Origin of the sequence: Bacillus sp. FSL W7-1346 (assembly GCF_038593335.1) — a bacterium.
In the GTDB taxonomy this organism is placed as follows: domain Bacteria; phylum Bacillota; class Bacilli; order Bacillales; family Bacillaceae; genus Bacillus; species Bacillus altitudinis.
In genome coordinates this window covers 75825-101386 of the sequence record NZ_CP151988.1, presented here as the reverse complement: position 1 = coordinate 101386, position 25562 = coordinate 75825, and the positions used below count along the sequence as shown (strand labels likewise).

Genomic DNA, 25562 nt, shown 5'->3' with positions numbered 1-25562 from the left:
GCTGCTCCATATATCCTTAGAAAGGAGGTGATCCAGCCGCACCTTCCGATACGGCTACCTTGTTACGACTTCACCCCAATCATCTGCCCCACCTTCGGCGGCTGGCTCCATAAAGGTTACCTCACCGACTTCGGGTGTTGCAAACTCTCGTGGTGTGACGGGCGGTGTGTACAAGGCCCGGGAACGTATTCACCGCGGCATGCTGATCCGCGATTACTAGCGATTCCAGCTTCACGCAGTCGAGTTGCAGACTGCGATCCGAACTGAGAACAGATTTGTGGGATTGGCTAAACCTTGCGGTCTCGCAGCCCTTTGTTCTGTCCATTGTAGCACGTGTGTAGCCCAGGTCATAAGGGGCATGATGATTTGACGTCATCCCCACCTTCCTCCGGTTTGTCACCGGCAGTCACCTTAGAGTGCCCAACTGAATGCTGGCAACTAAGATCAAGGGTTGCGCTCGTTGCGGGACTTAACCCAACATCTCACGACACGAGCTGACGACAACCATGCACCACCTGTCACTCTGTCCCCGAAGGGAAAGCCCTATCTCTAGGGTTGTCAGAGGATGTCAAGACCTGGTAAGGTTCTTCGCGTTGCTTCGAATTAAACCACATGCTCCACCGCTTGTGCGGGCCCCCGTCAATTCCTTTGAGTTTCAGTCTTGCGACCGTACTCCCCAGGCGGAGTGCTTAATGCGTTAGCTGCAGCACTAAGGGGCGGAAACCCCCTAACACTTAGCACTCATCGTTTACGGCGTGGACTACCAGGGTATCTAATCCTGTTCGCTCCCCACGCTTTCGCTCCTCAGCGTCAGTTACAGACCAGAGAGTCGCCTTCGCCACTGGTGTTCCTCCACATCTCTACGCATTTCACCGCTACACGTGGAATTCCACTCTCCTCTTCTGCACTCAAGTTTCCCAGTTTCCAATGACCCTCCCCGGTTGAGCCGGGGGCTTTCACATCAGACTTAAGAAACCGCCTGCGAGCCCTTTACGCCCAATAATTCCGGACAACGCTTGCCACCTACGTATTACCGCGGCTGCTGGCACGTAGTTAGCCGTGGCTTTCTGGTTAGGTACCGTCAAGGTGCAAGCAGTTACTCTTGCACTTGTTCTTCCCTAACAACAGAGCTTTACGATCCGAAAACCTTCATCACTCACGCGGCGTTGCTCCGTCAGACTTTCGTCCATTGCGGAAGATTCCCTACTGCTGCCTCCCGTAGGAGTCTGGGCCGTGTCTCAGTCCCAGTGTGGCCGATCACCCTCTCAGGTCGGCTACGCATCGTCGCCTTGGTGAGCCGTTACCTCACCAACTAGCTAATGCGCCGCGGGTCCATCTGTAAGTGACAGCCGAAACCGTCTTTCATCCTTGAACCATGCGGTTCAAGGAACTATCCGGTATTAGCTCCGGTTTCCCGGAGTTATCCCAGTCTTACAGGCAGGTTACCCACGTGTTACTCACCCGTCCGCCGCTAACATCCGGGAGCAAGCTCCCTTCTGTCCGCTCGACTTGCATGTATTAGGCACGCCGCCAGCGTTCGTCCTGAGCCAGGATCAAACTCTCCGAAAAAGTTCAAAACCGAAGTTTTGTTTTTCGCCAGTTTGACTGACTACCTATGAAATATCATAGGATTTTTTTATAAAAACTCGAATTAACAGGTACGTTTTGTCTTGTTTAGTTTTCAAAGATCATATTGGTGGAGCCTAGCGGGATCGAACCGCTGACCTCCTGCGTGCAAGGCAGGCGCTCTCCCAGCTGAGCTAAGGCCCCATAAAAGATGGTCGGGAAGACAGGATTCGAACCTGCGACCCCTTGGTCCCAAACCAAGTGCTCTACCAAGCTGAGCTACTTCCCGATCTTAATGGCGCGCCCGAGAGGAGTCGAACCCCTAACCTTTTGATCCGTAGTCAAACGCTCTATCCAATTGAGCTACGGGCGCTTATTTTATAATGCCGAGGGCCGGACTTGAACCGGCACGGTAGTCACCTACCGCAGGATTTTAAGTCCTGTGTGTCTGCCAATTCCACCACCCCGGCGTGGATGGTATAAGCGGAAGACGGGATTCGAACCCGCGACCCCCACCTTGGCAAGGTGGTGTTCTACCACTGAACTACTTCCGCATTACAGGATTTCTTTATGTTGTTTGGCAATGCGGGTGAAGGGACTTGAACCCCCACGTCATAAAGACACTAGATCCTAAGTCTAGCGCGTCTGCCAATTCCGCCACACCCGCATGAAAATGGTGAGCCATGAAGGACTCGAACCTTCGACCCTCTGATTAAAAGTCAGATGCTCTACCAACTGAGCTAATGGCTCGCTTTTAAAGCGACTTGTCTATCTTACCATATGAAAGTGGTGCCGGCAAGAGGACTTGAACCCCCAACCTACTGATTACAAGTCAGTTGCTCTACCAGTTGAGCTACACCGGCTTTATCTATCCTAACATTATGTAAGAATAAATATGGTGGAGGATGACGGGCTCGAACCGCCGACCCTCTGCTTGTAAGGCAGATGCTCTCCCAGCTGAGCTAATCCTCCATATTATGTCGTTTCGAATGTCTCTCGATCTGACAAATAGTATTATATAACGATAAGATATTGTTTGTAAAGACTTTTTTAAAATAATTTTTGAATTTATTTTAAAGCTATTTTTTCACATCTTTTCGTTAAGGCACCTAAAGAAGTTTACCACTTGTCTCTTCATTTTAAAAGTCTTTTTTTCATTTTTTTATGTTTTTTTGTTAAAAAGGGGATTAATAGCGCTTTTTCAATGTAAAAACAGCTCTTTTAAAGCTGAAAAATGTTTGTTTTATTCCTTAAATCCTCAGGTAACTTGTATATAGAAACGAATTTTTTTATTATTTTATTTTTCCGAGAAACCATTTTGTATATTTGCTTTATATTAAATTGATCATGGTCATTTTCCAAAATTCCTCTCAATGTTCCCTTTCCTCATCAAACATTTTGGTGCTTAACTCAAATCTTCCTCCTCTCTCATAGCAAACCAAGATGCCCTTTGCTCTATTATGTAGGTTTCAATGATCTAGCAGCAAGCGCAGTTCGCTACATATGGTTGCCAGAGGAGAAGATCCTTCTTAGACATGTTTACTCTTTCGATGTTGACTCTTAGCAAGATGAGCGAGCGACGAGATTGGATGATAAGAATTTTATAGAATGTCTAGAATTCCAGTGAAGGGGATGAAATGAATGAGTTATTGAGAATGTAGTGAAAGACCACCATTTTCAATATAAATAGATATATCATTTATTGAAACACAAAAAAGACCAGTTCCGATTGGAACTGATCCTTTGACAAGCTTGGCGGCGTCCTACTCTCACAGGGGGAAACCCCCAACTACCATCGGCGCTGAAGAGCTTAACTTCCGTGTTCGGTATGGGAACGGGTGTGACCTCTTCGCTATCGCCACCAAACCTGATGGAGAGAATGTTCTCTCAAAACTAGATAACAATGTTCATTTTTCACATTAGAATATAGGTTAAGTCCTCGATCTATTAGTATCTGTCAGCTCCACGTGTCACCACGCTTCCACCTCAGACCTATCAACCTGATCATCTTTCAGGGATCTTACTTCCTTGCGGAATGGGAAATCTCATCTTGAGGGGGGCTTCATGCTTAGATGCTTTCAGCACTTATCCCGTCCGCACATAGCTACCCAGCGATGCCCTTGGCAGAACAACTGGTACACCAGCGGTGCGTCCATCCCGGTCCTCTCGTACTAAGGACAGCTCCTCTCAAATTTCCTGCGCCCGCGACGGATAGGGACCGAACTGTCTCACGACGTTCTGAACCCAGCTCGCGTACCGCTTTAATGGGCGAACAGCCCAACCCTTGGGACCGACTACAGCCCCAGGATGCGATGAGCCGACATCGAGGTGCCAAACCTCCCCGTCGATGTGGACTCTTGGGGGAGATAAGCCTGTTATCCCCGGGGTAGCTTTTATCCGTTGAGCGATGGCCCTTCCATGCGGAACCACCGGATCACTAAGCCCGACTTTCGTCCCTGCTCGACTTGTAGGTCTCGCAGTCAAGCTCCCTTGTGCCTTTACACTCTGCGAATGATTTCCAACCATTCTGAGGGAACCTTTGGGCGCCTCCGTTACATTTTAGGAGGCGACCGCCCCAGTCAAACTGCCCACCTGACACTGTCTCCCTGCCCGATAAGGGCAGCGGGTTAGAAGGTCAATACAGCCAGGGTAGTATCCCACCGATGCCTCCACCGAAGCTAGCGCTCCGGTTTCCAAGGCTCCTACCTATCCTGTACAAGCTGTACCAACATTCAATATCAGGCTGCAGTAAAGCTCCACGGGGTCTTTCCGTCCTGTCGCGGGTAACCTGCATCTTCACAGGTACTATAATTTCACCGAGTCTCTCGTTGAGACAGTGCCCAGATCGTTGCGCCTTTCGTGCGGGTCGGAACTTACCCGACAAGGAATTTCGCTACCTTAGGACCGTTATAGTTACGGCCGCCGTTTACTGGGGCTTCAATTCGCACCTTCGCTTACGCTAAGCGCTCCTCTTAACCTTCCAGCACCGGGCAGGCGTCAGCCCCTATACTTCGCCTTACGGCTTCGCAGAGACCTGTGTTTTTGCTAAACAGTCGCCTGGGCCTATTCACTGCGGCTTCTCGGGGCTTTAACACCCTAAGAAGCACCCCTTCTCCCGAAGTTACGGGGTCATTTTGCCGAGTTCCTTAACGAGAGTTCTCTCGATCACCTTAGGATTCTCTCCTCGCCTACCTGTGTCGGTTTGCGGTACGGGCACCTCTCACCTCGCTAGAGGCTTTTCTTGGCAGTGTGGAATCAGGAACTTCGCTACTAAATTTCGCTCGCCATCACAGCTCAGCCTTCACGGGAAACGGATTTGCCTATTTCCCAGCCTAACTGCTTGGACGCGGATATCCAATACCGCGCTTACCCTATCCTCCTGCGTCCCCCCATTGCTCAAATGGTGAGGAGGTGGTACAGGAATATCAACCTGTTGTCCATCGCCTACGCCTTTCGGCCTCGGCTTAGGTCCCGACTAACCCTGAGCGGACGAGCCTTCCTCAGGAAACCTTAGGCATTCGGTGGACGGGATTCTCACCCGTCTTTCGCTACTCATACCGGCATTCTCACTTCTAAGCGCTCCACCAGTCCTTCCGGTCTGACTTCACTGCACTTAGAACGCTCTCCTACCACTGTTCGTAAGAACAGTCCGCAGCTTCGGTGATACGTTTAGCCCCGGTACATTTTCGGCGCAGAGTCACTCGACCAGTGAGCTATTACGCACTCTTTAAATGGTGGCTGCTTCTAAGCCAACATCCTGGTTGTCTAAGCAACTCCACATCCTTTTCCACTTAACGTATACTTTGGGACCTTAGCTGGCGGTCTGGGCTGTTTCCCTTTCGACTACGGATCTTATCACTCGCAGTCTGACTCCCAAGGATAAGTCATCGGCATTCGGAGTTTGACTGAATTCGGTAACCCGGTAGGGGCCCCTAGTCCAATCAGTGCTCTACCTCCGAGACTCTTACCTTGAGGCTAGCCCTAAAGCTATTTCGGAGAGAACCAGCTATCTCCAGGTTCGATTGGCATTTCACCCCTACCCACACCTCATCCCCGCACTTTTCAACGTGCGTGGGTTCGGGCCTCCATTCAGTGTTACCTGAACTTCACCCTGGACATGGGTAGATCACCTGGTTTCGGGTCTACGACCACGTACTCATGCGCCCTATTCAGACTCGCTTTCGCTGCGGCTCCGCATCTTCTGCTTAACCTTGCACGGGATCGTAACTCGCCGGTTCATTCTACAAAAGGCACGCCATCACCCGTTAACGGGCTCTGACTACTTGTAGGCACACGGTTTCAGGATCTATTTCACTCCCCTTCCGGGGTGCTTTTCACCTTTCCCTCACGGTACTGGTTCACTATCGGTCACTAGGGAGTATTTAGCCTTGGGAGATGGTCCTCCCGGATTCCGACGGAATTTCACGTGTTCCGCCGTACTCAGGATCCACTCTGGAGAGAACAACATTTCAGTTACAGGGCTGTTACCTTCTTTGGCGGGCCTTTCCAGACCTCTTCGCTTATATCGTTCCTTTGTAACTCCGTATAGAGTGTCCTACAACCCCAAGAGGCAAGCCTCTTGGTTTGGGCTGTTCCCGTTTCGCTCGCCGCTACTCAGGGAATCGCATTTGCTTTCTCTTCCTCCGGGTACTTAGATGTTTCAGTTCCCCGGGTATGCCTTCTCATACTCTATGTATTCAAGTATGGATACTACTCCATTACGAGCAGTGGGTTTCCCCATTCGGAAATCTCCGGATCAAAGCTTGCTTACAGCTCCCCGAAGCATATCGGTGTTCGTCCCGTCCTTCATCGGCTCCTAGTGCCAAGGCATCCACCGTGCGCCCTTTCTAACTTAACCATTTCTTACTTTAGAAAGAATCACTATGTGTGATGAACTTTGCATTGCATTCAATGTGAATGTATTACTTATTGTTATCTAGTTTTCAAAGAACAATCCTGTCTCGCTAGAGACATGTTTGAAGGAATGATCCTTCAAAACTAAACAAGACGAAAACGCACGCTGCTCCATATATCCTTAGAAAGGAGGTGATCCAGCCGCACCTTCCGATACGGCTACCTTGTTACGACTTCACCCCAATCATCTGCCCCACCTTCGGCGGCTGGCTCCATAAAGGTTACCTCACCGACTTCGGGTGTTGCAAACTCTCGTGGTGTGACGGGCGGTGTGTACAAGGCCCGGGAACGTATTCACCGCGGCATGCTGATCCGCGATTACTAGCGATTCCAGCTTCACGCAGTCGAGTTGCAGACTGCGATCCGAACTGAGAACAGATTTGTGGGATTGGCTAAACCTTGCGGTCTCGCAGCCCTTTGTTCTGTCCATTGTAGCACGTGTGTAGCCCAGGTCATAAGGGGCATGATGATTTGACGTCATCCCCACCTTCCTCCGGTTTGTCACCGGCAGTCACCTTAGAGTGCCCAACTGAATGCTGGCAACTAAGATCAAGGGTTGCGCTCGTTGCGGGACTTAACCCAACATCTCACGACACGAGCTGACGACAACCATGCACCACCTGTCACTCTGTCCCCGAAGGGAAAGCCCTATCTCTAGGGTTGTCAGAGGATGTCAAGACCTGGTAAGGTTCTTCGCGTTGCTTCGAATTAAACCACATGCTCCACCGCTTGTGCGGGCCCCCGTCAATTCCTTTGAGTTTCAGTCTTGCGACCGTACTCCCCAGGCGGAGTGCTTAATGCGTTAGCTGCAGCACTAAGGGGCGGAAACCCCCTAACACTTAGCACTCATCGTTTACGGCGTGGACTACCAGGGTATCTAATCCTGTTCGCTCCCCACGCTTTCGCTCCTCAGCGTCAGTTACAGACCAGAGAGTCGCCTTCGCCACTGGTGTTCCTCCACATCTCTACGCATTTCACCGCTACACGTGGAATTCCACTCTCCTCTTCTGCACTCAAGTTTCCCAGTTTCCAATGACCCTCCCCGGTTGAGCCGGGGGCTTTCACATCAGACTTAAGAAACCGCCTGCGAGCCCTTTACGCCCAATAATTCCGGACAACGCTTGCCACCTACGTATTACCGCGGCTGCTGGCACGTAGTTAGCCGTGGCTTTCTGGTTAGGTACCGTCAAGGTGCAAGCAGTTACTCTTGCACTTGTTCTTCCCTAACAACAGAGCTTTACGATCCGAAAACCTTCATCACTCACGCGGCGTTGCTCCGTCAGACTTTCGTCCATTGCGGAAGATTCCCTACTGCTGCCTCCCGTAGGAGTCTGGGCCGTGTCTCAGTCCCAGTGTGGCCGATCACCCTCTCAGGTCGGCTACGCATCGTCGCCTTGGTGAGCCGTTACCTCACCAACTAGCTAATGCGCCGCGGGTCCATCTGTAAGTGACAGCCGAAACCGTCTTTCATCCTTGAACCATGCGGTTCAAGGAACTATCCGGTATTAGCTCCGGTTTCCCGGAGTTATCCCAGTCTTACAGGCAGGTTACCCACGTGTTACTCACCCGTCCGCCGCTAACATCCGGGAGCAAGCTCCCTTCTGTCCGCTCGACTTGCATGTATTAGGCACGCCGCCAGCGTTCGTCCTGAGCCAGGATCAAACTCTCCGAAAAAGTTCAAAACCGAAGTTTTGTTTTTCGCCAGTTTGACTGACTACCTATGAAATATCATAGGATTTTTTGATAAAAACTCGAATTAACAGGTACGTTTTGTCTTGTTTAGTTTTCAAAGATCATTTTCTTTATCGCTCGTAAGCGACTTTAATATCTTAACATTTCGCTTCGGTTGAAGTCAAGAACTTTTTTCATTTTCTTTTTTCAACCTCGTTGCTGTTTTGCGGCAACGAATAATAATATACCATCTGGATTCTTTCCTTGCAATAGTTTTTTTAAAAAAAGTTTCATTTTATGAAAAATAGAAAGCGCCATAAATAAAATGGCGCTTTGGTTGATGTATTAGCGGTTTCTCATTTGTGGGAAAAGCAGTACATCTCTGATTGATGGAGAATTTGTTAAAAGCATGATTAATCGGTCGATTCCGATTCCTAGACCACCTGTTGGAGGCATACCGTATTCTAACGCTTCAACAAAATCGTCATCCATTAGATGTGCTTCGTCGTTTCCTTCTTCACGTTCTTTTAATTGAGCTTCAAAGCGTTCTCTTTGATCGATCGGATCGTTTAGCTCTGTGAATGCATTTGCATGCTCGCGGCGTACGATAAACAGCTCAAAGCGATCAGTAAAGCGCGGGTCTTCAGGATTTTTCTTAGCTAATGGAGAAATCTCCACTGGGTGTCCGTAAATGAATGTAGGCTGAACCAATGTTTCTTCTACTTTTTGCTCGAAGAACTCATTGATAATATGACCTACTGTCATATTTTTCGTGATTTCAACACCATGATCAGCCGCATGCTGTTTTGCTTCTTCAACAGACATCTCCTGCCAGAAGTCTACACCTGTTGCTTCTTTGACCGCTTCAACCATATGAAGTCTCTTCCATTCAGGTTTGAGATCAATTTCATCTTCTCCATATTGAATGGTTGTTGTCCCTAGCACCTCTTGGGCAATATGAGCAATCAGGTTTTCTGTCAGATTCATGATGTCTTTGTAGTCTGCGTATGCTTCATACAGCTCGATCATAGTGAATTCTGGGTTGTGACGAGTCGATACACCTTCATTACGGAATACGCGGCCAATCTCGTATACTTTCTCTAGACCACCGACAATCAGACGTTTTAAATGCAGCTCGATCGCAATACGCATATAAAGCGGCATATCAAGTGCATTGTGATGAGTAATGAAAGGACGAGCTGATGCACCACCAGGGATGCTATGCATTGTTGGTGTTTCAACTTCTAGGTATCCTTTTGAATCTAAGTATCTTCTCATTGATTGAATGATTTTGCTTCGCATGATGAACGTCTGCTTACTTTCTGGATTGACAATCAAGTCAAGGTAACGCTGACGATAGCGTTGTTCTACATCTTTTAGTCCGTGATATTTATCAGGGAGCGGGCGAAGTGCTTTTGTAAGAACCTCAAAGCTAGTCGCTTTAATTGAAAGTTCTCCTACATTCGTTTTAAATACGGTTCCCGTCACACCGATAATATCGCCTAGGTCTGAGCTTTTGAATAATTCGTAAGCTTCTTCTCCTACACTATCTTTACGTACATAGATTTGAATTTGTCCTTCTAAGTCTTGAATGTGTGCAAAGCCAGCTTTCCCTTTTCCCCGTTTTGTCATCATACGGCCAGCAATTGTTACTTGAGCTGCTTTTTCTTCTAAGTCTTCTTTTGAAAACTCGTCATATTCAGCAATAATTTGTGCAGATTGATGAGAACGGTCATATCGTTCACCGAATGGATCGATACCCTCTTCTCTCATTTTATTCATTTTGTCACGTCTTACTTGGAATTGATCATTTAATTCTTCGTTATTAAGCCCTTCATTACTCATTTATATCACTCCAATAATGTATTTTGCAGAGAAAAGCAGAAAAACTGCCAGTACGTGCACTAGCAGTGAGCTACAAAAAGAAAGATAGTCTTATCCTACTTTTATTCTTTGAAGCTCTTTTGCCTCGGCTTCGATCGTAAAGTCATCTAGAACTTTTACAAGCTCCGCTCTCGTTTCACTTTGATTGATTTGGTTTCTTACATCTGCATTGCCTCGGACACCTTTTAAGTACCATGCTGCATGTTTTCTCATTTCTCTGACAGCCACATGCTCGCCTTTCAGGTCTATGAGTCTGTCTAAGTGAAGTTTGCACACAGACATTTTCTCACGCACATTAGGCTCTTCTTTTAGTTCACCCGTTTCTAAATAATGAACCGTCCGGTAAATCATCCACGGGTTTCCTAGTGCTGCTCTTCCGATCATCACAGCATCCACACCTGTTTCATCAAGCATACGTTTTGCATCTTGAGGGGTTTTGACATCTCCATTCCCGATGACTGGAATGGAAACAGATTGTTTGACCTCTTTTATAATATCCCAATTCGCTGTTCCTTCGTACATCTGCACACGTGTCCGTCCGTGAAGCGCAACCGCTTGTCCACCTGCTCGTTCAACAGCACGGGCATTGTCGATAGCGAAAATATGGTCTTCGTCCCAACCCATTCTCATTTTCACAGTAACAGGTTTATCTACAGCTTCTACGACTGCGGATACCATTTCGTAAATCTTGTTTGGATCCAGCAGCCATTTCGCTCCTGCGTCACATTTCGTGATCTTTGGTACAGGACATCCCATATTAATATCAATAATGTCCGCCGTTGTATTCTGGTCTACAAACTTGGCCGCTTCTACGAGCGTGTCCTTTTCTCCCCCAAATATCTGAAGGCTCAACGGTTTTTCACGTTCATCAATGTACAGCATGCCCATCGTTCTGGCATTATTAATCAAGATCGCTTTGTCACTGACCATTTCAGCGCAGACTAAGCCCGCTCCAAACTCTTTCACCGTGAGTCTGAAAGCAGAGTTACACACACCAGCCATTGGTGCGAGCACTACTTTGTTTTTAATTTCGATATCTCCGATTTTAAACATCATGTCCCCTCCTTTCTTCTTCAAGTATTGGTGAAAGTTCTTCCACCGTTATATTTAAAGCATCTGCTATTTGACCAACCATTTGGTTTGTTGGTAATCGATTGCCTCGCTCAATTTCCCCTAAGACAGAGACAGAGATGCCCAGTCTTTTGGCGAACCCTTCCTGAGTATACCCTTTTAGCTTTCGGTATGCACGAATTCTTCTACCCCACATGTCTTTTTCCATATGCTTACACCTTCTTGGTCTGTTACGGCGTTTATCTGGGCTTCGCCGATTTCTGGGCAAATCTCACTCATCGGAACAAGAACGAATAAACGTTCGTACATTCTAGGATGCGGCACTACAAGTTGTTCTGTTTCAATATTTTCACGATTATAAAGTAAAATGTCAAGGTCAGCTGTCCGTGGACCCCACCTCACTTCTCTTGTTCTGCCTAACTCCTGCTCAATGTTCTGAGTCAGTGATAGAAGTTCTTCAGGACGAAGCGAGGTGGAAATCTTCACAGCCATGTTCAAGAAGTCATCCTGATTCTCGTAACCTACAGGTGTTGTCTCATATATAGATGAAATGGATTCAACTTGAACACCTGGGTGTTCGTGAAGTTTTTTGACAGCTTCTTTTAAGTAGGTTTCCTTTTTTCCTATGTTTGAACCTAAAGCGATATATGCTGTATTGTTCATGCGCGTGATCTCGTCATTTCAATAGCAACGGACTGATAGTGTCCTGGAATTGGCGGATCTGGTTTGATTACTTTTACTGTACATTCTTGAACTGTCGGAAAGTCCTTTAACACTTGGTTTGCAATTCTTTCTGTCAGCGTTTCAACGAGGTTCACTGGATCCCCTTCTACAATATTTTTGCAGATGTTGTAGAGCTCAGCATAGTTGATGGTCTCATTTAGGTCATCCGTTTGTCCTGCCTTACTTAAATCAAGTGAAGCTGTTAGGTCCACACGAAAGCGCTGGCCTAGTTTATTCTCTTCTGTAAATACACCGTGATAGCCGTAAAATTCCATTCCGTTTACATATACTTTATCGATGATAAGCGCCTCCTTTATTCAGCATGGCATCCATCATTTTTGCCATTCTTGCGATTTCTTTTACATCGTGCACTCGGACCATTGCGCTGCCCTTTTGAATCCCAAGACAGACCGTCGCACCCGTTCCTTCAGTACGTTTTTCAGGCGGCAGATCTAAAACTGCACCGATGAATCGTTTGCGGGATGTTGCTAGAAGCAGCGGATACCCAAGGTGGCAAAAATGTTCAAGTTCATTCATGACCATGAGGTTGTCAGTTTTATTTTTCGCAAATCCTACACCAGGGTCTAATATAATCATGTCATCACGGACACCCGCTTGTTTTACAATTTGAACACTTTCTTTCAGATCTGCAATCATATCTGAAATCAGATGGGTGTAATTCCGCTCTGGTCGATTGTGCATTAAGATGATTGGCACGTTGTGCTTCGCTGCCACATGCGCCATTTGAGGATCAGCTTTCGCCCCCCATACATCATTAATGATTGAGGCTCCTGCTTTCACTGCCTCATCTGCGACATGGGCTTTATACGTATCAATAGAAATAGGTATGTCCAATTCTTTTGTGATCTTCTCAATGACAGGAATGACCCTTGAAAGCTCCTCTTGCTCTGAGACAAGTGCCGCCCCCGGCCGAGTCGATTCACCGCCAATATCAATAATATGCGCCCCATCTTCTATGAGCTGCGCTGCATGAGCCAGCGCTTTATCCATTTGATTGAATTTTCCTCCATCTGAAAAAGAGTCCGGTGTGACATTTAAAATGCCCATGACCAATGTCTTTTCTTCATAACTAAGGGTATGGTGCTTGGCTTGTATGATTTTAGGCTGTTTTATCAATTGTTGTGTCATTGTGTCCACCTACTCTTTATGTTCTAGACGTGCTTTTGTATATTCTGTTCTCAGCTTGGTCGAAATCGTTCGGTTGTGGTTTTGCAGGACGTTGTCTCCGATATTTTTAAAAGGCACAATTCCCTGAACCGAATTGGTCATCCACGCCTCATCAGCTGAGAGCAAGTGTGAGAGTGGATATCTTCCTTCTATTAGTGGGATCCCCGAAGCTTGCAGCGTTTCGATACAATATCGACGGGTAACCCCGTTTAAAATGCCGGTATCAAGTGAAGGTGTATAGATCACATCTTTTTTTCGCCAAAATAGATTTGATGTAATTCCTTCTGCCACATCGTCTTCTTTTGTTAAAAAGATCCCTTCTACAGACGGATCGTTCCCTACTTCTCTTTTCGCCAGCAGGTTGTTCATGTAATGATGCGACTTGAGCCGTCTTGGACCTTCCGGTGTGTTTCTTCTTGTATCAAGAATGATTCCCTGTTTTTCATCTACTATTGATTCTGGCCGGAATGGGGAGATCATCACAAAAACAACAGGCTCCTCATAAGGGTCTGCAGAAAATCCATTGCCTCTGCCCGCAGAAACATTGAAGCGGATTCTCGCATGACCGCCCGTTATTTGATTTTGTTTGAATAATGTATGAATGATGTCGAGTACAAATGGTTTCTCTATTGTGGATTCGATGCAAAGGTCACGCAATGATTGATTGAGCCTTTCAAGATGCCAGTCTAACAAGAAGACTTGTCCTGCTAGAGAGGTAAATGTTTCGAATACACCGATGCCATATAGAAAACCATGATCAAAAGGAGAAAGAGTCGCGTCTTTCTCCTCTATATACTGACCGTTCAGGTAAATGATCATGCGTTTACTTCATTCCCCTTTTTACGATAGGTTTCAATGAAATTTCTGAGCATTTCCTTACCGAAGGACGTCATAATCGATTCTGGATGGAATTGAACACTTTCAATCGGAAGTTCTTTATGGCGAATGGCCATGAGTTCGCCTTCCTTTGTTCTCGCTGTTCTGACAAAGCACTCCGGCAGCGTCTCGTCTTTAACAATTAATGAATGATATCTCGTGGCGACGAGCGGATTTTGTAGTCCCGTGAAGACACCTTTGCCGTCGTGTTCAATCTCTGATGTTTTCCCATGCATTAACCGCTCCGCACGAATGACATCTCCACCAAATACTTGTGCAATGGATTGATGACCTAAACAGACACCGAAGATCGGAATCCTCCCAGCAAAATGTTTGATCGCTTCCATACTAATTCCTGCTTCATCCGGACTGCAAGGTCCTGGAGAAATCATCAGAAAGTCTGGCTTGAGCTCTTCGATTTCTTGAATAGTGACTTGATCGTTTCGTTTTACAATCAGTTCTTCCCCAAGCTCACCTAAATACTGGACCAGGTTGTACGTAAATGAATCGTAATTATCAATCATTAATATCATACTCTGCTCACCTCTAACTCAAAATAGTCTCTTCTTTGCTCAACTGTAATGCTTTTTTCACTGCATAGGCTTTTTTAATCGATTCTTTGTATTCGTGCTTTGGTACAGAATCGATGACAATGCCTGCACCTGACTGCATGAAGGCTCTGCCCCCTGTACAATAAGCCGTACGAATGACGATATTAAAATGCATATCTTGATTGAATCCAAACCAGCCTATAGATCCAGTATAAAGCCCACGCCTTGTTGGCTCAAGTTCTTCTATGATTTCCATTGTTCTCACTTTTGGCGCACCTGTAATCGTGCCGCCTGGGAATACAGCTCTCATGACATCTACCGCATCACAATCATCACGCAGCTCCCCTTGGACATTTGATACAATGTGCATCACGTGTGAATATTTCTCAATGGCCATAAACTCGTTCACCTTGACTGAGCCATAAGTAGACACTCGTCCAAGATCATTCCGCTCAAGATCAACGAGCATCACATGTTCTGCGCGTTCTTTTTCATCTTCAATGAGTTCTTTTGCCAGCGCTTGATCTTCCACATCATCCTTGCCTCTTGATCTTGTGCCAGCGATCGGTCTTGTTTCGAGCTGAATGCCTTTTTTCTTAATAAGCAGCTCTGGAGATCCACAGACAATTTGGAAATCTGGCGTGTGCAGATATGACATATATGGAGATGGATTCACGTGACGTAATGTTTTGTATAAATGATATGGGTGGGTATGAAGCTGTTCATCTTGTCTAATGGATAGGTTCACTTGGAACACATCACCGTTCGCGATATATTGTTTAATCGTTTCTACAGCTTCCCCGAAAGCTTCTTCAGTAAAAGGTGCAGCAGGTACACATTCCGAAGAAGACACGTTGACAGATGAATGTGCTGACTCTTCTGATGTGCTTGTCCAGCTTTGCTTTAATTCTTCGAGTCTTTGATGAACTTCACTGACAGGTTCGTCTCCTTCTGTATGAGTCATCAGCCAGAGGACGTCTTTATTATGATCAAAGACAGCGACATCATTGAATACGAGGAAATACAAATCAGGCGTCTTCAAATCATCGATGGACAGCATTTTAAAATGCTCGATATATCTTGCGTAATCATAGCTTAAAAATCCAATCGCTCCACCTTGGAAGTCAGGGTATTCGTCGTTCGTTTCGGTTTGTAGGGTTTGAAACCAATCAGCAAATGCCCTAAAAGGATCTCCCTCTTTGAACAACACCTCATTCTGATAATGGATGGTGGTCATCCCGTCCTTCCCTTTCGCTTTAGCGATCGGATGAATGCCGGCAATACTGTATTCTCCGCCACGTGCACTTTCAAGAAGGACGTGATGTGATTCATGAGCCGTTAATTGTTCGTATCGTTTCAAGAATGCATCTTTCGTAAAAGGAATTTTGATGCCCATCGGCCTACGTTGTGTCATGTTATCATCCTTTTTCATTTTCATTAATCTTATTGTAATGCAATCCATTTTAATTAGAAAATAGTATTTGCTTTCCATCTTCAGAATTCATGAAAAAACCCCAGCAAATGCTGGGGTGTATTGTTTAATCAAATTGATAAAGCGGCGTACTAAGGTAACGTTCACCGTTACTTGGAATAATCGCTAGAACCTTTTTCCCTTTACCAAGCTTCTTCGCTGTTTGAAGCGCTGCATAAATGGCTGCTCCTGAAGATATACCACCAAGGATTCCTTCTTCTTTCGCTGCCTTTCTTGCAAGTTCAAATGCATCTTCGTTTTTCACTTGGATAATGCCGTCATATACTTCTGTGTTCAAGATAGATGGAACAAAGCCTGCTCCGATGCCTTGAATTTTATGCGGACCTGGTTTCCCGCCTGATAGTACAGGAGAATCTGTTGGTTCTACCGCATAAAGCTGAATAGATGGAATGGCTTCTTTCAGGACTTCACCAGCACCTGTAATCGTACCGCCCGTACCAACTCCTGCAATAAATGCATCAAGGTCGCCGTCAAACTGTTCAAGAATCTCTTTCCCTGTTGTGCGGCGGTGAATCTCAGCATTGGCTTCATTGCTGAACTGCTGAGGCATGAAGTATCCGTGCTCTTCTGCTAATTCTTCTGCTTTTTTGATGGCACCTTTCATTCCTTCTGCACCGGGTGTTAATACAAGCTCTGCACCGTAAGCGCGTAAAAGGTTGCGGCGCTCCTGACTCATTGTATCCGGCATAACTAAAATCGCATTGATTCCTTTTGCAGCCGCGACCATCGCAAGACCGATTCCTGTGTTTCCGCTTGTTGGCTCAATGAGTGTGTCACCAGCTTTTAATGTACCTTTTGCTTCAGCATCTTCGATCATCGCTAACGCAATACGATCTTTTACACTGCTGCCTGGGTTCATATATTCAAGTTTCAAGTAGACATCCGCACTGTCTTCATCTACTAAACGGTTTAATTTAACGACTGGTGTATTTCCTATTAGTTCAAAAACTGAATTTGCAATACGAGCCATCACTAACACCTCTATCTCCGAGTAATTTTATTGTATTAATATTAAATTATCAATTTCGAAAAATTTTGTCAATGCTTTTAGTCCTGCTCTCCATCGTAAAACCATGTGACTTTTGCTTCTTTCCACAGGGTTTTGACATTCGCCTTTTCACCCAGATCTTCCATGGCGATCTGCCTTTTGATCTGATCTTTGACTTCTTCATAAGAGAAGGAGCGGCCATTTAATTTTTCTTTTAATTGTATGATGGCATAACCGTTTTTGATCTCGATCGGCTCTTTCGTCCATTCATCTGGCTGAAGCTTTTGGGCTTCTTGTATGTATAGGGCTGGAATGCTTTCTTGCTCTTCTGTGACAAATCCAAGATCTCCGCCGTAAGGAGAGGTATATCGATCGGTGGATCGTTCAGCTGCTACAGCTTCGAAACTAGATCCGCCCTTTAAATCTTTTAATACACTTTGTGCCTCGTCTTTTGTTTTCACAACAATGTGGCGAATTCGGTATGAGTCATCATATTGATACAAGTCTTTGTTTTTTTCATAAAAGGATTTGGCTTCTTTTTCAGAAACGACCGCATCTCTCGTTAGAAGCTGTTCTAATAAAATTTGATAACGAATCTGCTCTTTCCATTCCTTTTCGCTTGTATGACCGTCTTCGTAGAAATTATTAGATACCGCTTTCAGCATCAGCAGCTCACGATTGATCTCTTTTGAAGATACCTCCAGCTTGTTTTCTTTCGCAAGTTGATTGACTACCTTCTGATTGATCATTTGTTCAAGTGTTGCCTTTCCGTAGCGGTCTTCCATTTTCTTTAACCATTCTTGACGTGTGACTTTCTCTTTCCCAATAGAAGCAATTTCTTCACCGCTCTTCCCATTTGAAGAAGCCTGCGACATTTGTGATTTTGTTAATACATATGCAATGACAACGGCATTAATCATGAGCAGAACGAGGATAAATGTCCATACCACTCTTGCTTTCAGTCTCATCTTTCGTCTCCTTTCCATTCTAAAAAGAAAACCCGCTGCTTAGAGCTTAGCGGGTTATTTCTTCACGTAGCTCTTCTAGCTCTTCTTTTGTAAATACATACGTTTCGTTACAAAAATGGCATTGAGCTTCTGCTTGTCCGTCTTGTTCAATCATATCCTCAATTTCGGCTTTCCCTAGGCTGATAATACCGTTGGCAAACCGTTCTTTTGAGCAGTTACAAGAAAATTCGACAGGTACAGTTTCTAAAATTTGAGGTTTTTCACCGAGCACTTCTTCTAAAATTTCTTCAGGAGTCATCCCTTTTTCAATCAGTTTAGAGATTGGTTCAATGGTTGATAATCTCTTTTCGAGTCTTTCGATGACTGCATCTTCTGTTCCAGGCAGCAATTGAATGATGAAACCGCCTGCTGCAAGGATCGAGTTATCTGGATTGACAAGAACACCCACACCTACAGAGGATGGCACTTGTTCAGAGGAGACGAGGTAATAAGTAAAGTCATCTCCAATTTCACCTGAGACAATTTCTGTTTGCCCTGTAAAGTGGTCTTTCAGTCCGATATCTTTGACAACACTTAACGTTCCAGATGTTCCAACAGCACGTCTAACGTCCAGCTTCCCATGTTCATTTAAATCAAAGTGAACTTGTGGGTTTGAGACATATCCGCGCACCTGACCTTTTGCATTTCCATCCGCAATGATGGCTCCGATCGGCCCACCGCCTTCAATTTTGACAGTTAATTTATTCTCGCCTTTCAGCATGGCTCCCATCATGACAGTTGCTGTCATGGTTCTGCCGATTGCAGCTGAAGCAGTTGGCCACGTATGGTGTCTTCTCTGCGCTTCGTTGATTGTATCTGTTGTGTTCGCAGCATACGCACGGACTTTCCCGTCATATGCTAACGCTTTAACTAAATAATCCATTTTGATTAAACCCTCCTATAATACACCGACACGATTGCGCTCATAAATTAATTGGAGTCCTTTTAATGTGAGGAACGGATCGACAATATCAATACAGTCTGATTCATTTCCAATCAATGTAGACAAACCGCCTGTTGCAATGACTTTCGGTGTTTGTTTGGCTTGCTGCTTCATCCGTTTCACTATTCCCTCGACTTGACCAACATATCCATACAGGATACCTGATTGCATCGCACTAATCGTGTTTTTCCCTACGATATGATCCGGACGAACAATTTCAATCCTTGGCAACTTAGCCGCTCTTGTATATAAAGCCTCTGTTGAGATGGTAATACCCGGTGCAATTGCGCCACCCATGTATTGTTTTTGTTCATTGATATAGCAGTAGGTTGTGGCTGTTCCAAAGTCTACCACAATGAGAGGTGCCCCATACAGGTGAATGGCCGCCACTGCGTTCACAATTCGATCAGCGCCGACTTCCTTTGGATTGTCACACATAATGTTTAATCCAGTCTTCATGCCAGGCCCAACGATTTGAGGAGTAATGTGAAAATACTTTTCGCACATTCTTTCCAGAGCAAACATCATTGGCGGGACAACAGAAGAAATGATAATCCCTTCTATCTGGTCAAACATTAGCCCTACATAGTCAAATAAGGATCGGATTGCCATACCAAATTCATCTTCTGTTTTATGACGGCTTGTTTCAATCCGCCAATGGTAGTTCAAATCGCCATTATGATAAACACCTAAAACGGTATTTGTGTTTCCTACATCTATCACGAGTAACAACTTCATCACCACTTTGAATAGTGTCTCAAAAAGAGCATTTTTCGACTTTCTATCATACCATACACGAATTGAGTTCCATTTGTAAACAATTCGAAACCGATCCATTCATGAATCGAAATAAAAAAAGCTGCCGGTGAGCCCGACAGCTTTTTATAGAAAGAGATTAGATCTCCTCATCTTCTTCTTTTTTCTTGATGTTCACTTTCACATCATCGTTTTTCTCTTCGTCATCTGCGTATACACGCTCTGGAAGCTTTCCAGTTTCGTAAAGAGATTTAATTTGTTCAGCATCTAATGTTTCCACTTCTAGAAGAGCTTGTGCGATGATTTCTAGCTTATCTTTATTCTCAGTGAGAATTTGTTTCGCACGTTCGTAGCTTTCTTTGATGAAGCGCTGAACTTCTTGGTCAATTTCGTAAGCGATCGCTTCACTATAATTCGGCTCATTGTTGAAATCACGGCCAAGGAATACTTGACCTCCTTGTGATTGACCGAATTGAAGTGGACCAAGTTTATCAGACATACCGAACTCTGTGACCATTCTTCTTGCAATGCCTGTTGCACGCTGGAAGTCGTTGTGAGCGCCTGTACTTACTTCACCAAACGTAATTTCCTCTGCAACACGACCGCCAAGCAAGCCGACGATTTTATCAAGAAGCTCTGGCTTCGTTTGGAAATAACGGTCTTCTCTTGGAAGCATGACCGCATATCCGCCTGCCTGACCACGAGGAACGATCGTTACTTTATGCACCATGTCTGCTTCGTCAAGGATAAGCCCAATGACGGTATGACCTGCTTCATGGTACGCCACGATATTGCGTTCTTTCTTCGAAATGACACGGCTTTTCTTAGCCGGTCCAGCAATGACACGGTCAGTTGCTTCGTCGATATCACGCATATCAATTTTCTTTTTGTTTTGACGGGCAGCAACAAGCGCTGCTTCGTTTAGTAAGTTCTCAAGATCTGCCCCAGAGAAACCTGGTGTTCTGCTTGCAATGGCTTTCAAGTTGACTGTATCATCAAGCGGTTTGTTTTTCGCATGAACCTTCAGTACTTCTTCACGGCCAATGACATCTGGGCGGTCAACCGTAATTTGACGGTCAAAACGTCCCGGACGCAGCAATGCAGGATCTAGGATATCTGCACGGTTCGTTGCAGCAATGATGATAATCCCTTCGTTGGCACTAAAACCATCCATTTCAACAAGAAGCTGGTTAAGCGTTTGTTCACGCTCATCATGACCACCGCCAAGACCTGCTCCACGCTGACGACCCACTGCATCAATCTCATCAATAAAGATTAAGCAAGGTGCATTCTTTTTCGCATTTTCAAACAAATCACGTACACGTGATGCACCGACACCGACGAACATCTCGACGAAGTCAGAACCACTGATGCTGAAGAAAGGAACGCCTGCTTCTCCTGCAGATGCTCTCGCAAGCAATGTTTTACCTGTACCTGGAGGTCCTACTAGTAAAACCCCTTTAGGGATTCTTGCGCCAAGCTCCGCAAATTTACGTGGATCTTTTAAGAATTCAACCACTTCTACGAGCTCTTGTTTTTCTTCATCCGCACCGGCAACATCTTTAAATTTCACACGTTTCTTCTCTTCTGTGTAAAGCTTCGCCTTACTCTTACCAAAGTTCATGACACGGCTTCCACCGCCTTGAGCTTGGTTCAATAAGAAGAAGAACAGGATAAAGATGATGATGAATGGAATGATGGTTGTCAGAACTTGCAGCCATCCATTTGTTTCAGGTGCTGGTTCTACTTTTACATCTGTATTCTTCAGTGCACTGTAAATTTGGTCAACTCCTTGACCGTCTGGAACGTGGGTAATGAAGTATTCATCTTTCTTCGCGCCATCTAATTGACCACGAATTTCATAAACCCCTCTTACAGGCTGAATGGAGATACTCTCCACTTTTCCCGCACTTAAATTTTGCGAAAATTTGCTGTAAGACATGTTCTCAGGCTTTTGATTAGGGGATCCTAACCAACTGACAACCCCTATCACAAGTAATAAAATAAGTATATAAAAAATCGTATTACGAAAAACCCGATTCATTCCTTACCTCCTCCCACAGTAAGCACAACTATGTTCAATAGTATCATAGAAAATCATTCCAATACAACCAATAACCTCATGTAAACGTGTGCTCATTAGCCTTCGTAAACAGATGGTTTTAACACTCCAATATACGGGAGGTTTCGGTAACGTTCGGCAAAATCCAATCCATAGCCAACAACAAATGCATCTGGTACTTCAAACCCAACATAATCTGCTTTGATGTCTGCTTTGCGGCCGCTTGGTTTATCAAGCAATGTCACAATTTTAATGGAGTTTGCTTTACGGTATCGGAAAAGCTCTACCAGATAACTCAAAGTTAACCCACTGTCGATGATATCTTCCATAATTAGAATATCTCTTCCTTCAACAGAAGTATCTAGATCTTTGATGATCTTCACTTCTCCAGAAGATACGGTAGACTTTCCGTAGCTAGATACATCCATAAAATCAAGCTCTAAATATGTATCAATGTGTTTGATCAGGTCTGCCATGAATGGAAGAGCCCCTTTCAAAACACCAATAGCCAGGGGAAATTTACCATCATAATCGCTGGTTAATGTTGCACCCAGTTCCTTCACTTTTAGCTGGATCTCTTCTTCTGAGATCAAAATCTTTTCAATATCTTGTTTCATGCTTTTGCTTGCCCCCTACAAATTTTCGTGCTGTCTATATTGTAATACAATGAGATCGCTGTTTGTCATATCAATTTCTTCAAAAACGGATTTTTTCAGACCTGGGATCCAGATGATTTGATGATCCGAGTCAGTGACGATCGGCCAGCTGTCTCTTTCTGCAAGAGGCACTTTTTTATCAATAAATATATCTTTCACCTTTTTTGATCCATTCATCCCTTTAAGTTTGATTCGATCACCGTTTTTTCGTGAGCGAATGATCAAAGGAAGACGAACATGATCTTTTTGAAGCAAGAAAAAATGGTTTCCGTTCCGTGCATCCTTCGGAACATGATTTGATACCAAGATAGACTGTCCATTCGGGAGAAAAAGTTCCTCGCCAAGCTCACCTTTTAAATGATGAGTATATGACTGATCTATGACAAGCGATCGTTCAAAGGTAAACATACAGTGATCATAAGATTTGACAGCTTGTAAACCTTTTGGCAAATCTAATGATCCAGACGGTTGATCAGTATGAGATAACCAGTCCAAAGTCCCTAGAATATGCTGGTTTGAAAACGCTGATTGAGTGTTTTCATAAAGATAGTTTAATATTAGTTGAATGCCTCTTCTTTGTAAAGGCAAAGGCAGGTCAAGCAAAGGCTTCGTTTTGATCTCAATTTGCTTTGGCGTTTGATTCGTAATGACTTGATGCATTTGATCCTTTGTTAATGCCTGCAAGTACTGCTCATCCTCAGTCAGCATGTCACTTACAAACTGAAAGCTTTCATGCACATGAGGTGCCTCTTCTTTTAACACGGGAAGAACGTGTCTTCTGATCCGGTTTCTCAAGTAGTCATCGGTGTGATTGCTTTGATCAATGACATAAGGAACTTGTTCTTTTTCGCAAGCAGCGAGTACATCATCCTTAGAATATCCAATCAGCGGACGAATCAGCCACCCTTCTTGAAAAGGGCGCTTTGCTTGCATACCTGCGAGTCCTATTCCAACAGTCCCTCTTGTCAGCCTCATCACCATTGTTTCTACTTGATCGTCTCCATGATGTGCAAGCGCTATAAATTGAGCGCTGTACTGTTCCATCAATTGACGAAAGAAAGCATATCTGCACTCTCTTGCAGCTGCCTGTTTGTTTAAGCGGTTTTCTTTTGCATATTGGGTGACCTGTATACGAGCCGATTCAAAAAGGATCTCATGCTCTTTACAATACGCTTCAACAAATGCCAAATCAGCAAAGGATTCTTCTCCTCTGAACATGTGATCTACATGGGCTGCAATCAGCTGAAAAGAACCTTTTCGACGTTTGTTTAGTTCATGCAGCAAGAGCATAGAATCTGGTCCGCCAGAAACCCCGACAATGACTGTCGTATTTTCAAGGAAAACATCATGTTTTTTCAAAAAAGATTCAATTCTATTCACAACTTCCTCCTCAATAAGAGCAGGTAATTTAAAGATATACATATCCTATCACTTTCATTAGCTCCAAGCAAAGAAGAAGCCTGCTTTTTTACAGCTCTATAATAGGAATAAAACCACATAGGCACAGTAAAGAGCGAGCACACTGCATAAGATGAGAATGGTTTCAAAAAGCCCGCCTGATTTTTTGCGTACTGATGTTCTTTTCGCAGCAGCAACTCTTGATCGTGAAGGTGCGGCCTGTTGATGTTGGGAAACAGCTGGCTTTTGCCTAGTTTGCTGTGATGGCTTCTTTTGTCGTGATTTTCTTGAAGCAAGCAATTGTCCTTCTTTCAGCATCGCGCTTTTCATGTCTGCTGCTGATTGAAATTTGCCTTGGAGAGCCGCTTTTAACACCCTCTCATATCGCTTTAATAAAGGATGTCCTTCAATCGCTCGATAAAGCTGTTTTTCTGGTTCTGCCCCTTTTTTAAATTCTTTTTTATAGGCACAGTTCACCATGACCATACTTAAAGCAAATAGATCATAAGAAGGTTCTGCTTTTCTTGTACCGAAGCCCCAGTAGCCGCGGTCAAAAAACTCGGTGTATTCCTTAATCGCCCTTCCTGCCTTCGTTGTTCCTCCAACATCAATACATCGAATCGTAGCTGGGGGGCCTGAAACGATGAGATTATCAGGCTTCAAGTCACCGAAGATCCAGCCTTCCTTATGTAAGTGAGCAAGGTTAGACAACAGTTGAATCATGAGAACGACGATCCATTCATCGCCTTTTTGTTTCACAAATTCAAGCAGCAATGGCCCTCTGACATACTCCATGACATAAAACGACCGTTTCTCTGACATACCAGGATAAAGAGCATCATCCATATCATAAAAAGAAGGCCCCATGGTTTTCACAGGAGCCTTTGAAAAGGATTTTAATACATTGACTTCAGATGCAATGAGCATACTGTCATCACTCACTTTAAGGGCCACTTGCCCCTTTGGCGATTCGGCCAGATAAACCACACCGTTCGCCCCTTTTCCCAGCTCTTTTACAATGCGGTAATGTTGGTGATGCCACTTTCCCTTTATCATCGTACCTAATGGGATGTTAGAAGCCGAATTCATCATGTTTTTCCTTCGCTTCAAGCAGCCCTTTTCGTGAACGAACTGATTTGAAATGCTGGAGTGCTTCTCGAATTGCTGGTCCTGTCGGTGTAATTCCTCCTGTTGTCAGCTTCGGGAAAATTGATGATAACGAATCGAACCGAGGCGTCCAGTTCAACACAATTTCTGCATCTGAGTTTTTCCCGGGAAATACACACATCCCAAACTGATTTTCACCAATTCTCGAATTTAGACTAATAGAGAGATCGATGAGTGCTTCTTTGACCGTTGGCAGCTTCGGTTTCATACTTGCACTCGTATCCACAAGCACAAGCACTTGAAGATGAACAGTCTCACCGAGCTCGTCCACAACTTCCATCACTTCTCCACGCTTATCTGGGGGGAGTTCTTCAATTTCAGTATCTTTGCCAAGAATTTGCTGCAATTCTTTATTCACAACACCTTGTAACGTTTGCGTCATCGCCTTTTTTGTAACCATTTGTACGGTTTGAGACAATTGCTGAACGTAGACAACCTGATGAATGCCTCCGCCTGCTAGAGCAATCCCCTCTACTTCTTTCATCGCTTCATGATCGTGTCTGTTCTCTTCCATAATGCCAATGACATTGACTGTGATCCCTTGCTCCTTTGCCAATGCGGCAATCGCAAGTGGGTCTTCCCCATGATTTGAGCAGCCATCTGTAATCAGTAAGATTTGGTTTACGTGACCTTTTCGCATCTTCATTCC

Annotated in this window: 18 protein-coding genes, 9 tRNA genes and 4 rRNA genes; all 31 read right to left on the bottom strand. The window is 44.9% G+C overall.

Annotated elements, in window-relative coordinates; genetic code table 11:
• Nucleotides 1-20: 20 nt before the first annotated feature.
• Nucleotides 21-1569, bottom strand: a 16S ribosomal RNA gene (locus NST09_RS00555).
• A gap of 125 nt (nucleotides 1570-1694) precedes the next feature.
• Nucleotides 1695-1770: transfer RNA gene (locus NST09_RS00550), tRNA-Ala, on the bottom strand.
• Nucleotides 1771-1778: 8 nt separating this feature from the next.
• Nucleotides 1779-1855 (bottom strand) — tRNA-Pro (locus tag NST09_RS00545).
• Nucleotides 1856-1862: 7 nt separating this feature from the next.
• Nucleotides 1863-1939 (bottom strand) — tRNA-Arg (locus NST09_RS00540).
• A gap of 11 nt (nucleotides 1940-1950) precedes the next feature.
• Nucleotides 1951-2036: transfer RNA gene (locus tag NST09_RS00535), tRNA-Leu, on the bottom strand.
• Nucleotides 2037-2048: 12 nt separating this feature from the next.
• A tRNA-Gly gene (locus NST09_RS00530) sits at nucleotides 2049-2120 on the bottom strand.
• Between the two features lie 30 nt (nucleotides 2121-2150).
• A tRNA-Leu gene (locus NST09_RS00525) sits at nucleotides 2151-2233 on the bottom strand.
• A gap of 7 nt (nucleotides 2234-2240) precedes the next feature.
• Nucleotides 2241-2316, bottom strand: a tRNA-Lys gene (locus NST09_RS00520).
• A gap of 37 nt (nucleotides 2317-2353) precedes the next feature.
• Nucleotides 2354-2429, bottom strand: a tRNA-Thr gene (locus NST09_RS00515).
• 33 nt (nucleotides 2430-2462) lie between these two features.
• Nucleotides 2463-2538 (bottom strand) — tRNA-Val (locus tag NST09_RS00510).
• A 778-nt stretch (nucleotides 2539-3316) separates the two neighbouring features.
• Nucleotides 3317-3432: ribosomal RNA gene (gene rrf / locus NST09_RS00505) — 5S ribosomal RNA — on the bottom strand.
• Between the two features lie 61 nt (nucleotides 3433-3493).
• Nucleotides 3494-6424 (bottom strand): 23S ribosomal RNA (locus NST09_RS00500).
• Nucleotides 6425-6605: 181 nt separating this feature from the next.
• Nucleotides 6606-8154 (bottom strand): 16S ribosomal RNA (locus NST09_RS00495).
• The 16S, 23S and 5S rRNA genes sit together here with 9 tRNA genes alongside, the layout of an rRNA operon.
• Nucleotides 8155-8496: 342 nt before the next feature.
• Complete coding sequence (lysS, locus tag NST09_RS00490; RefSeq protein ID WP_025206611.1) at nucleotides 8497-9996, bottom strand: lysine--tRNA ligase; 1500 nt, start codon at nucleotides 9994-9996, stop codon at nucleotides 8497-8499.
• Between the two features lie 90 nt (nucleotides 9997-10086).
• On the bottom strand, nucleotides 10087-11088 hold the full coding sequence (gene dusB / locus NST09_RS00485; RefSeq protein ID WP_057078731.1) for a tRNA dihydrouridine synthase DusB: 1002 nt from the start codon (nucleotides 11086-11088) through the stop codon (nucleotides 10087-10089).
• On the bottom strand, nucleotides 11081-11314 hold the full coding sequence (locus NST09_RS00480) for a helix-turn-helix transcriptional regulator (RefSeq protein ID WP_008341798.1): 234 nt from the start codon (nucleotides 11312-11314) through the stop codon (nucleotides 11081-11083). The genes dusB and NST09_RS00480 overlap by 8 nt, the downstream gene beginning before the upstream one ends.
• Nucleotides 11266-11769: a 2-amino-4-hydroxy-6-hydroxymethyldihydropteridine diphosphokinase gene (gene folK, locus NST09_RS00475; RefSeq protein ID WP_007496156.1), complete on the bottom strand. Its 504-nt coding sequence runs from the start codon at nucleotides 11767-11769 to the stop codon at nucleotides 11266-11268. The genes NST09_RS00480 and folK overlap by 49 nt, the downstream gene beginning before the upstream one ends.
• Entirely contained in the window at nucleotides 11766-12128 is a 363-nt protein-coding gene (gene folB / locus NST09_RS00470; RefSeq protein ID WP_217816663.1) for a dihydroneopterin aldolase, read from the bottom strand. The genes folK and folB overlap by 4 nt, the downstream gene beginning before the upstream one ends.
• On the bottom strand, nucleotides 12121-12978 hold the full coding sequence (gene folP, locus NST09_RS00465) for a dihydropteroate synthase (RefSeq protein ID WP_217816654.1): 858 nt from the start codon (nucleotides 12976-12978) through the stop codon (nucleotides 12121-12123). The genes folB and folP overlap by 8 nt, the downstream gene beginning before the upstream one ends.
• Before the next feature lie 9 nt (nucleotides 12979-12987).
• Nucleotides 12988-13836 (bottom strand): aminodeoxychorismate lyase, encoded by an 849-nt coding sequence (gene pabC, locus NST09_RS00460; protein WP_025206608.1) that lies wholly within the window; start codon nucleotides 13834-13836, stop codon nucleotides 12988-12990.
• A complete protein-coding gene (gene pabA, locus NST09_RS00455; RefSeq protein WP_025206607.1) occupies nucleotides 13833-14426 on the bottom strand; it encodes an aminodeoxychorismate/anthranilate synthase component II in 594 nt (197 codons plus the stop codon). The genes pabC and pabA overlap by 4 nt, the downstream gene beginning before the upstream one ends.
• A gap of 13 nt (nucleotides 14427-14439) precedes the next feature.
• A complete protein-coding gene (locus NST09_RS00450) occupies nucleotides 14440-15858 on the bottom strand; it encodes an anthranilate synthase component I family protein (protein WP_025206606.1) in 1419 nt (472 codons plus the stop codon).
• A gap of 124 nt (nucleotides 15859-15982) precedes the next feature.
• Nucleotides 15983-16906, bottom strand: coding sequence for a cysteine synthase A (gene cysK / locus NST09_RS00445; protein WP_008341814.1), 924 nt, complete (start codon nucleotides 16904-16906; stop codon nucleotides 15983-15985).
• Nucleotides 16907-16983: 77 nt separating this feature from the next.
• Nucleotides 16984-17886 carry a peptidyl-prolyl cis-trans isomerase gene (locus tag NST09_RS00440; RefSeq protein WP_025206605.1) on the bottom strand — a complete coding sequence of 301 codons (903 nt, stop codon included), beginning with the start codon at nucleotides 17884-17886 and terminating at the stop codon, nucleotides 16984-16986.
• A 52-nt stretch (nucleotides 17887-17938) separates the two neighbouring features.
• Complete coding sequence (hslO, locus tag NST09_RS00435; protein ID WP_007496169.1) at nucleotides 17939-18814, bottom strand: Hsp33 family molecular chaperone HslO; 876 nt, start codon at nucleotides 18812-18814, stop codon at nucleotides 17939-17941.
• A 15-nt stretch (nucleotides 18815-18829) separates the two neighbouring features.
• On the bottom strand, nucleotides 18830-19606 hold the full coding sequence (locus NST09_RS00430) for a type III pantothenate kinase (protein WP_008341820.1): 777 nt from the start codon (nucleotides 19604-19606) through the stop codon (nucleotides 18830-18832).
• Nucleotides 19607-19769: 163 nt separating this feature from the next.
• Nucleotides 19770-21674 (bottom strand): ATP-dependent zinc metalloprotease FtsH, encoded by a 1905-nt coding sequence (ftsH, locus tag NST09_RS00425; RefSeq protein ID WP_008341822.1) that lies wholly within the window; start codon nucleotides 21672-21674, stop codon nucleotides 19770-19772.
• A gap of 95 nt (nucleotides 21675-21769) precedes the next feature.
• Nucleotides 21770-22309: a hypoxanthine phosphoribosyltransferase gene (hpt, locus tag NST09_RS00420; protein ID WP_007496175.1), complete on the bottom strand. Its 540-nt coding sequence runs from the start codon at nucleotides 22307-22309 to the stop codon at nucleotides 21770-21772.
• 15 nt (nucleotides 22310-22324) lie between these two features.
• Nucleotides 22325-23728: a tRNA lysidine(34) synthetase TilS gene (tilS, locus tag NST09_RS00415; protein WP_171464885.1), complete on the bottom strand. Its 1404-nt coding sequence runs from the start codon at nucleotides 23726-23728 to the stop codon at nucleotides 22325-22327.
• Between the two features lie 96 nt (nucleotides 23729-23824).
• Complete coding sequence (locus NST09_RS00410; RefSeq protein ID WP_171464884.1) at nucleotides 23825-24835, bottom strand: protein kinase family protein; 1011 nt, start codon at nucleotides 24833-24835, stop codon at nucleotides 23825-23827.
• Nucleotides 24819-25553, bottom strand: a complete 735-nt coding sequence (locus NST09_RS00405) for a VWA domain-containing protein (protein WP_057078742.1) — start codon at nucleotides 25551-25553, stop codon at nucleotides 24819-24821. The genes NST09_RS00410 and NST09_RS00405 overlap by 17 nt, the downstream gene beginning before the upstream one ends.
• Between the last annotated feature and the right edge of the window lie 9 nt (nucleotides 25554-25562).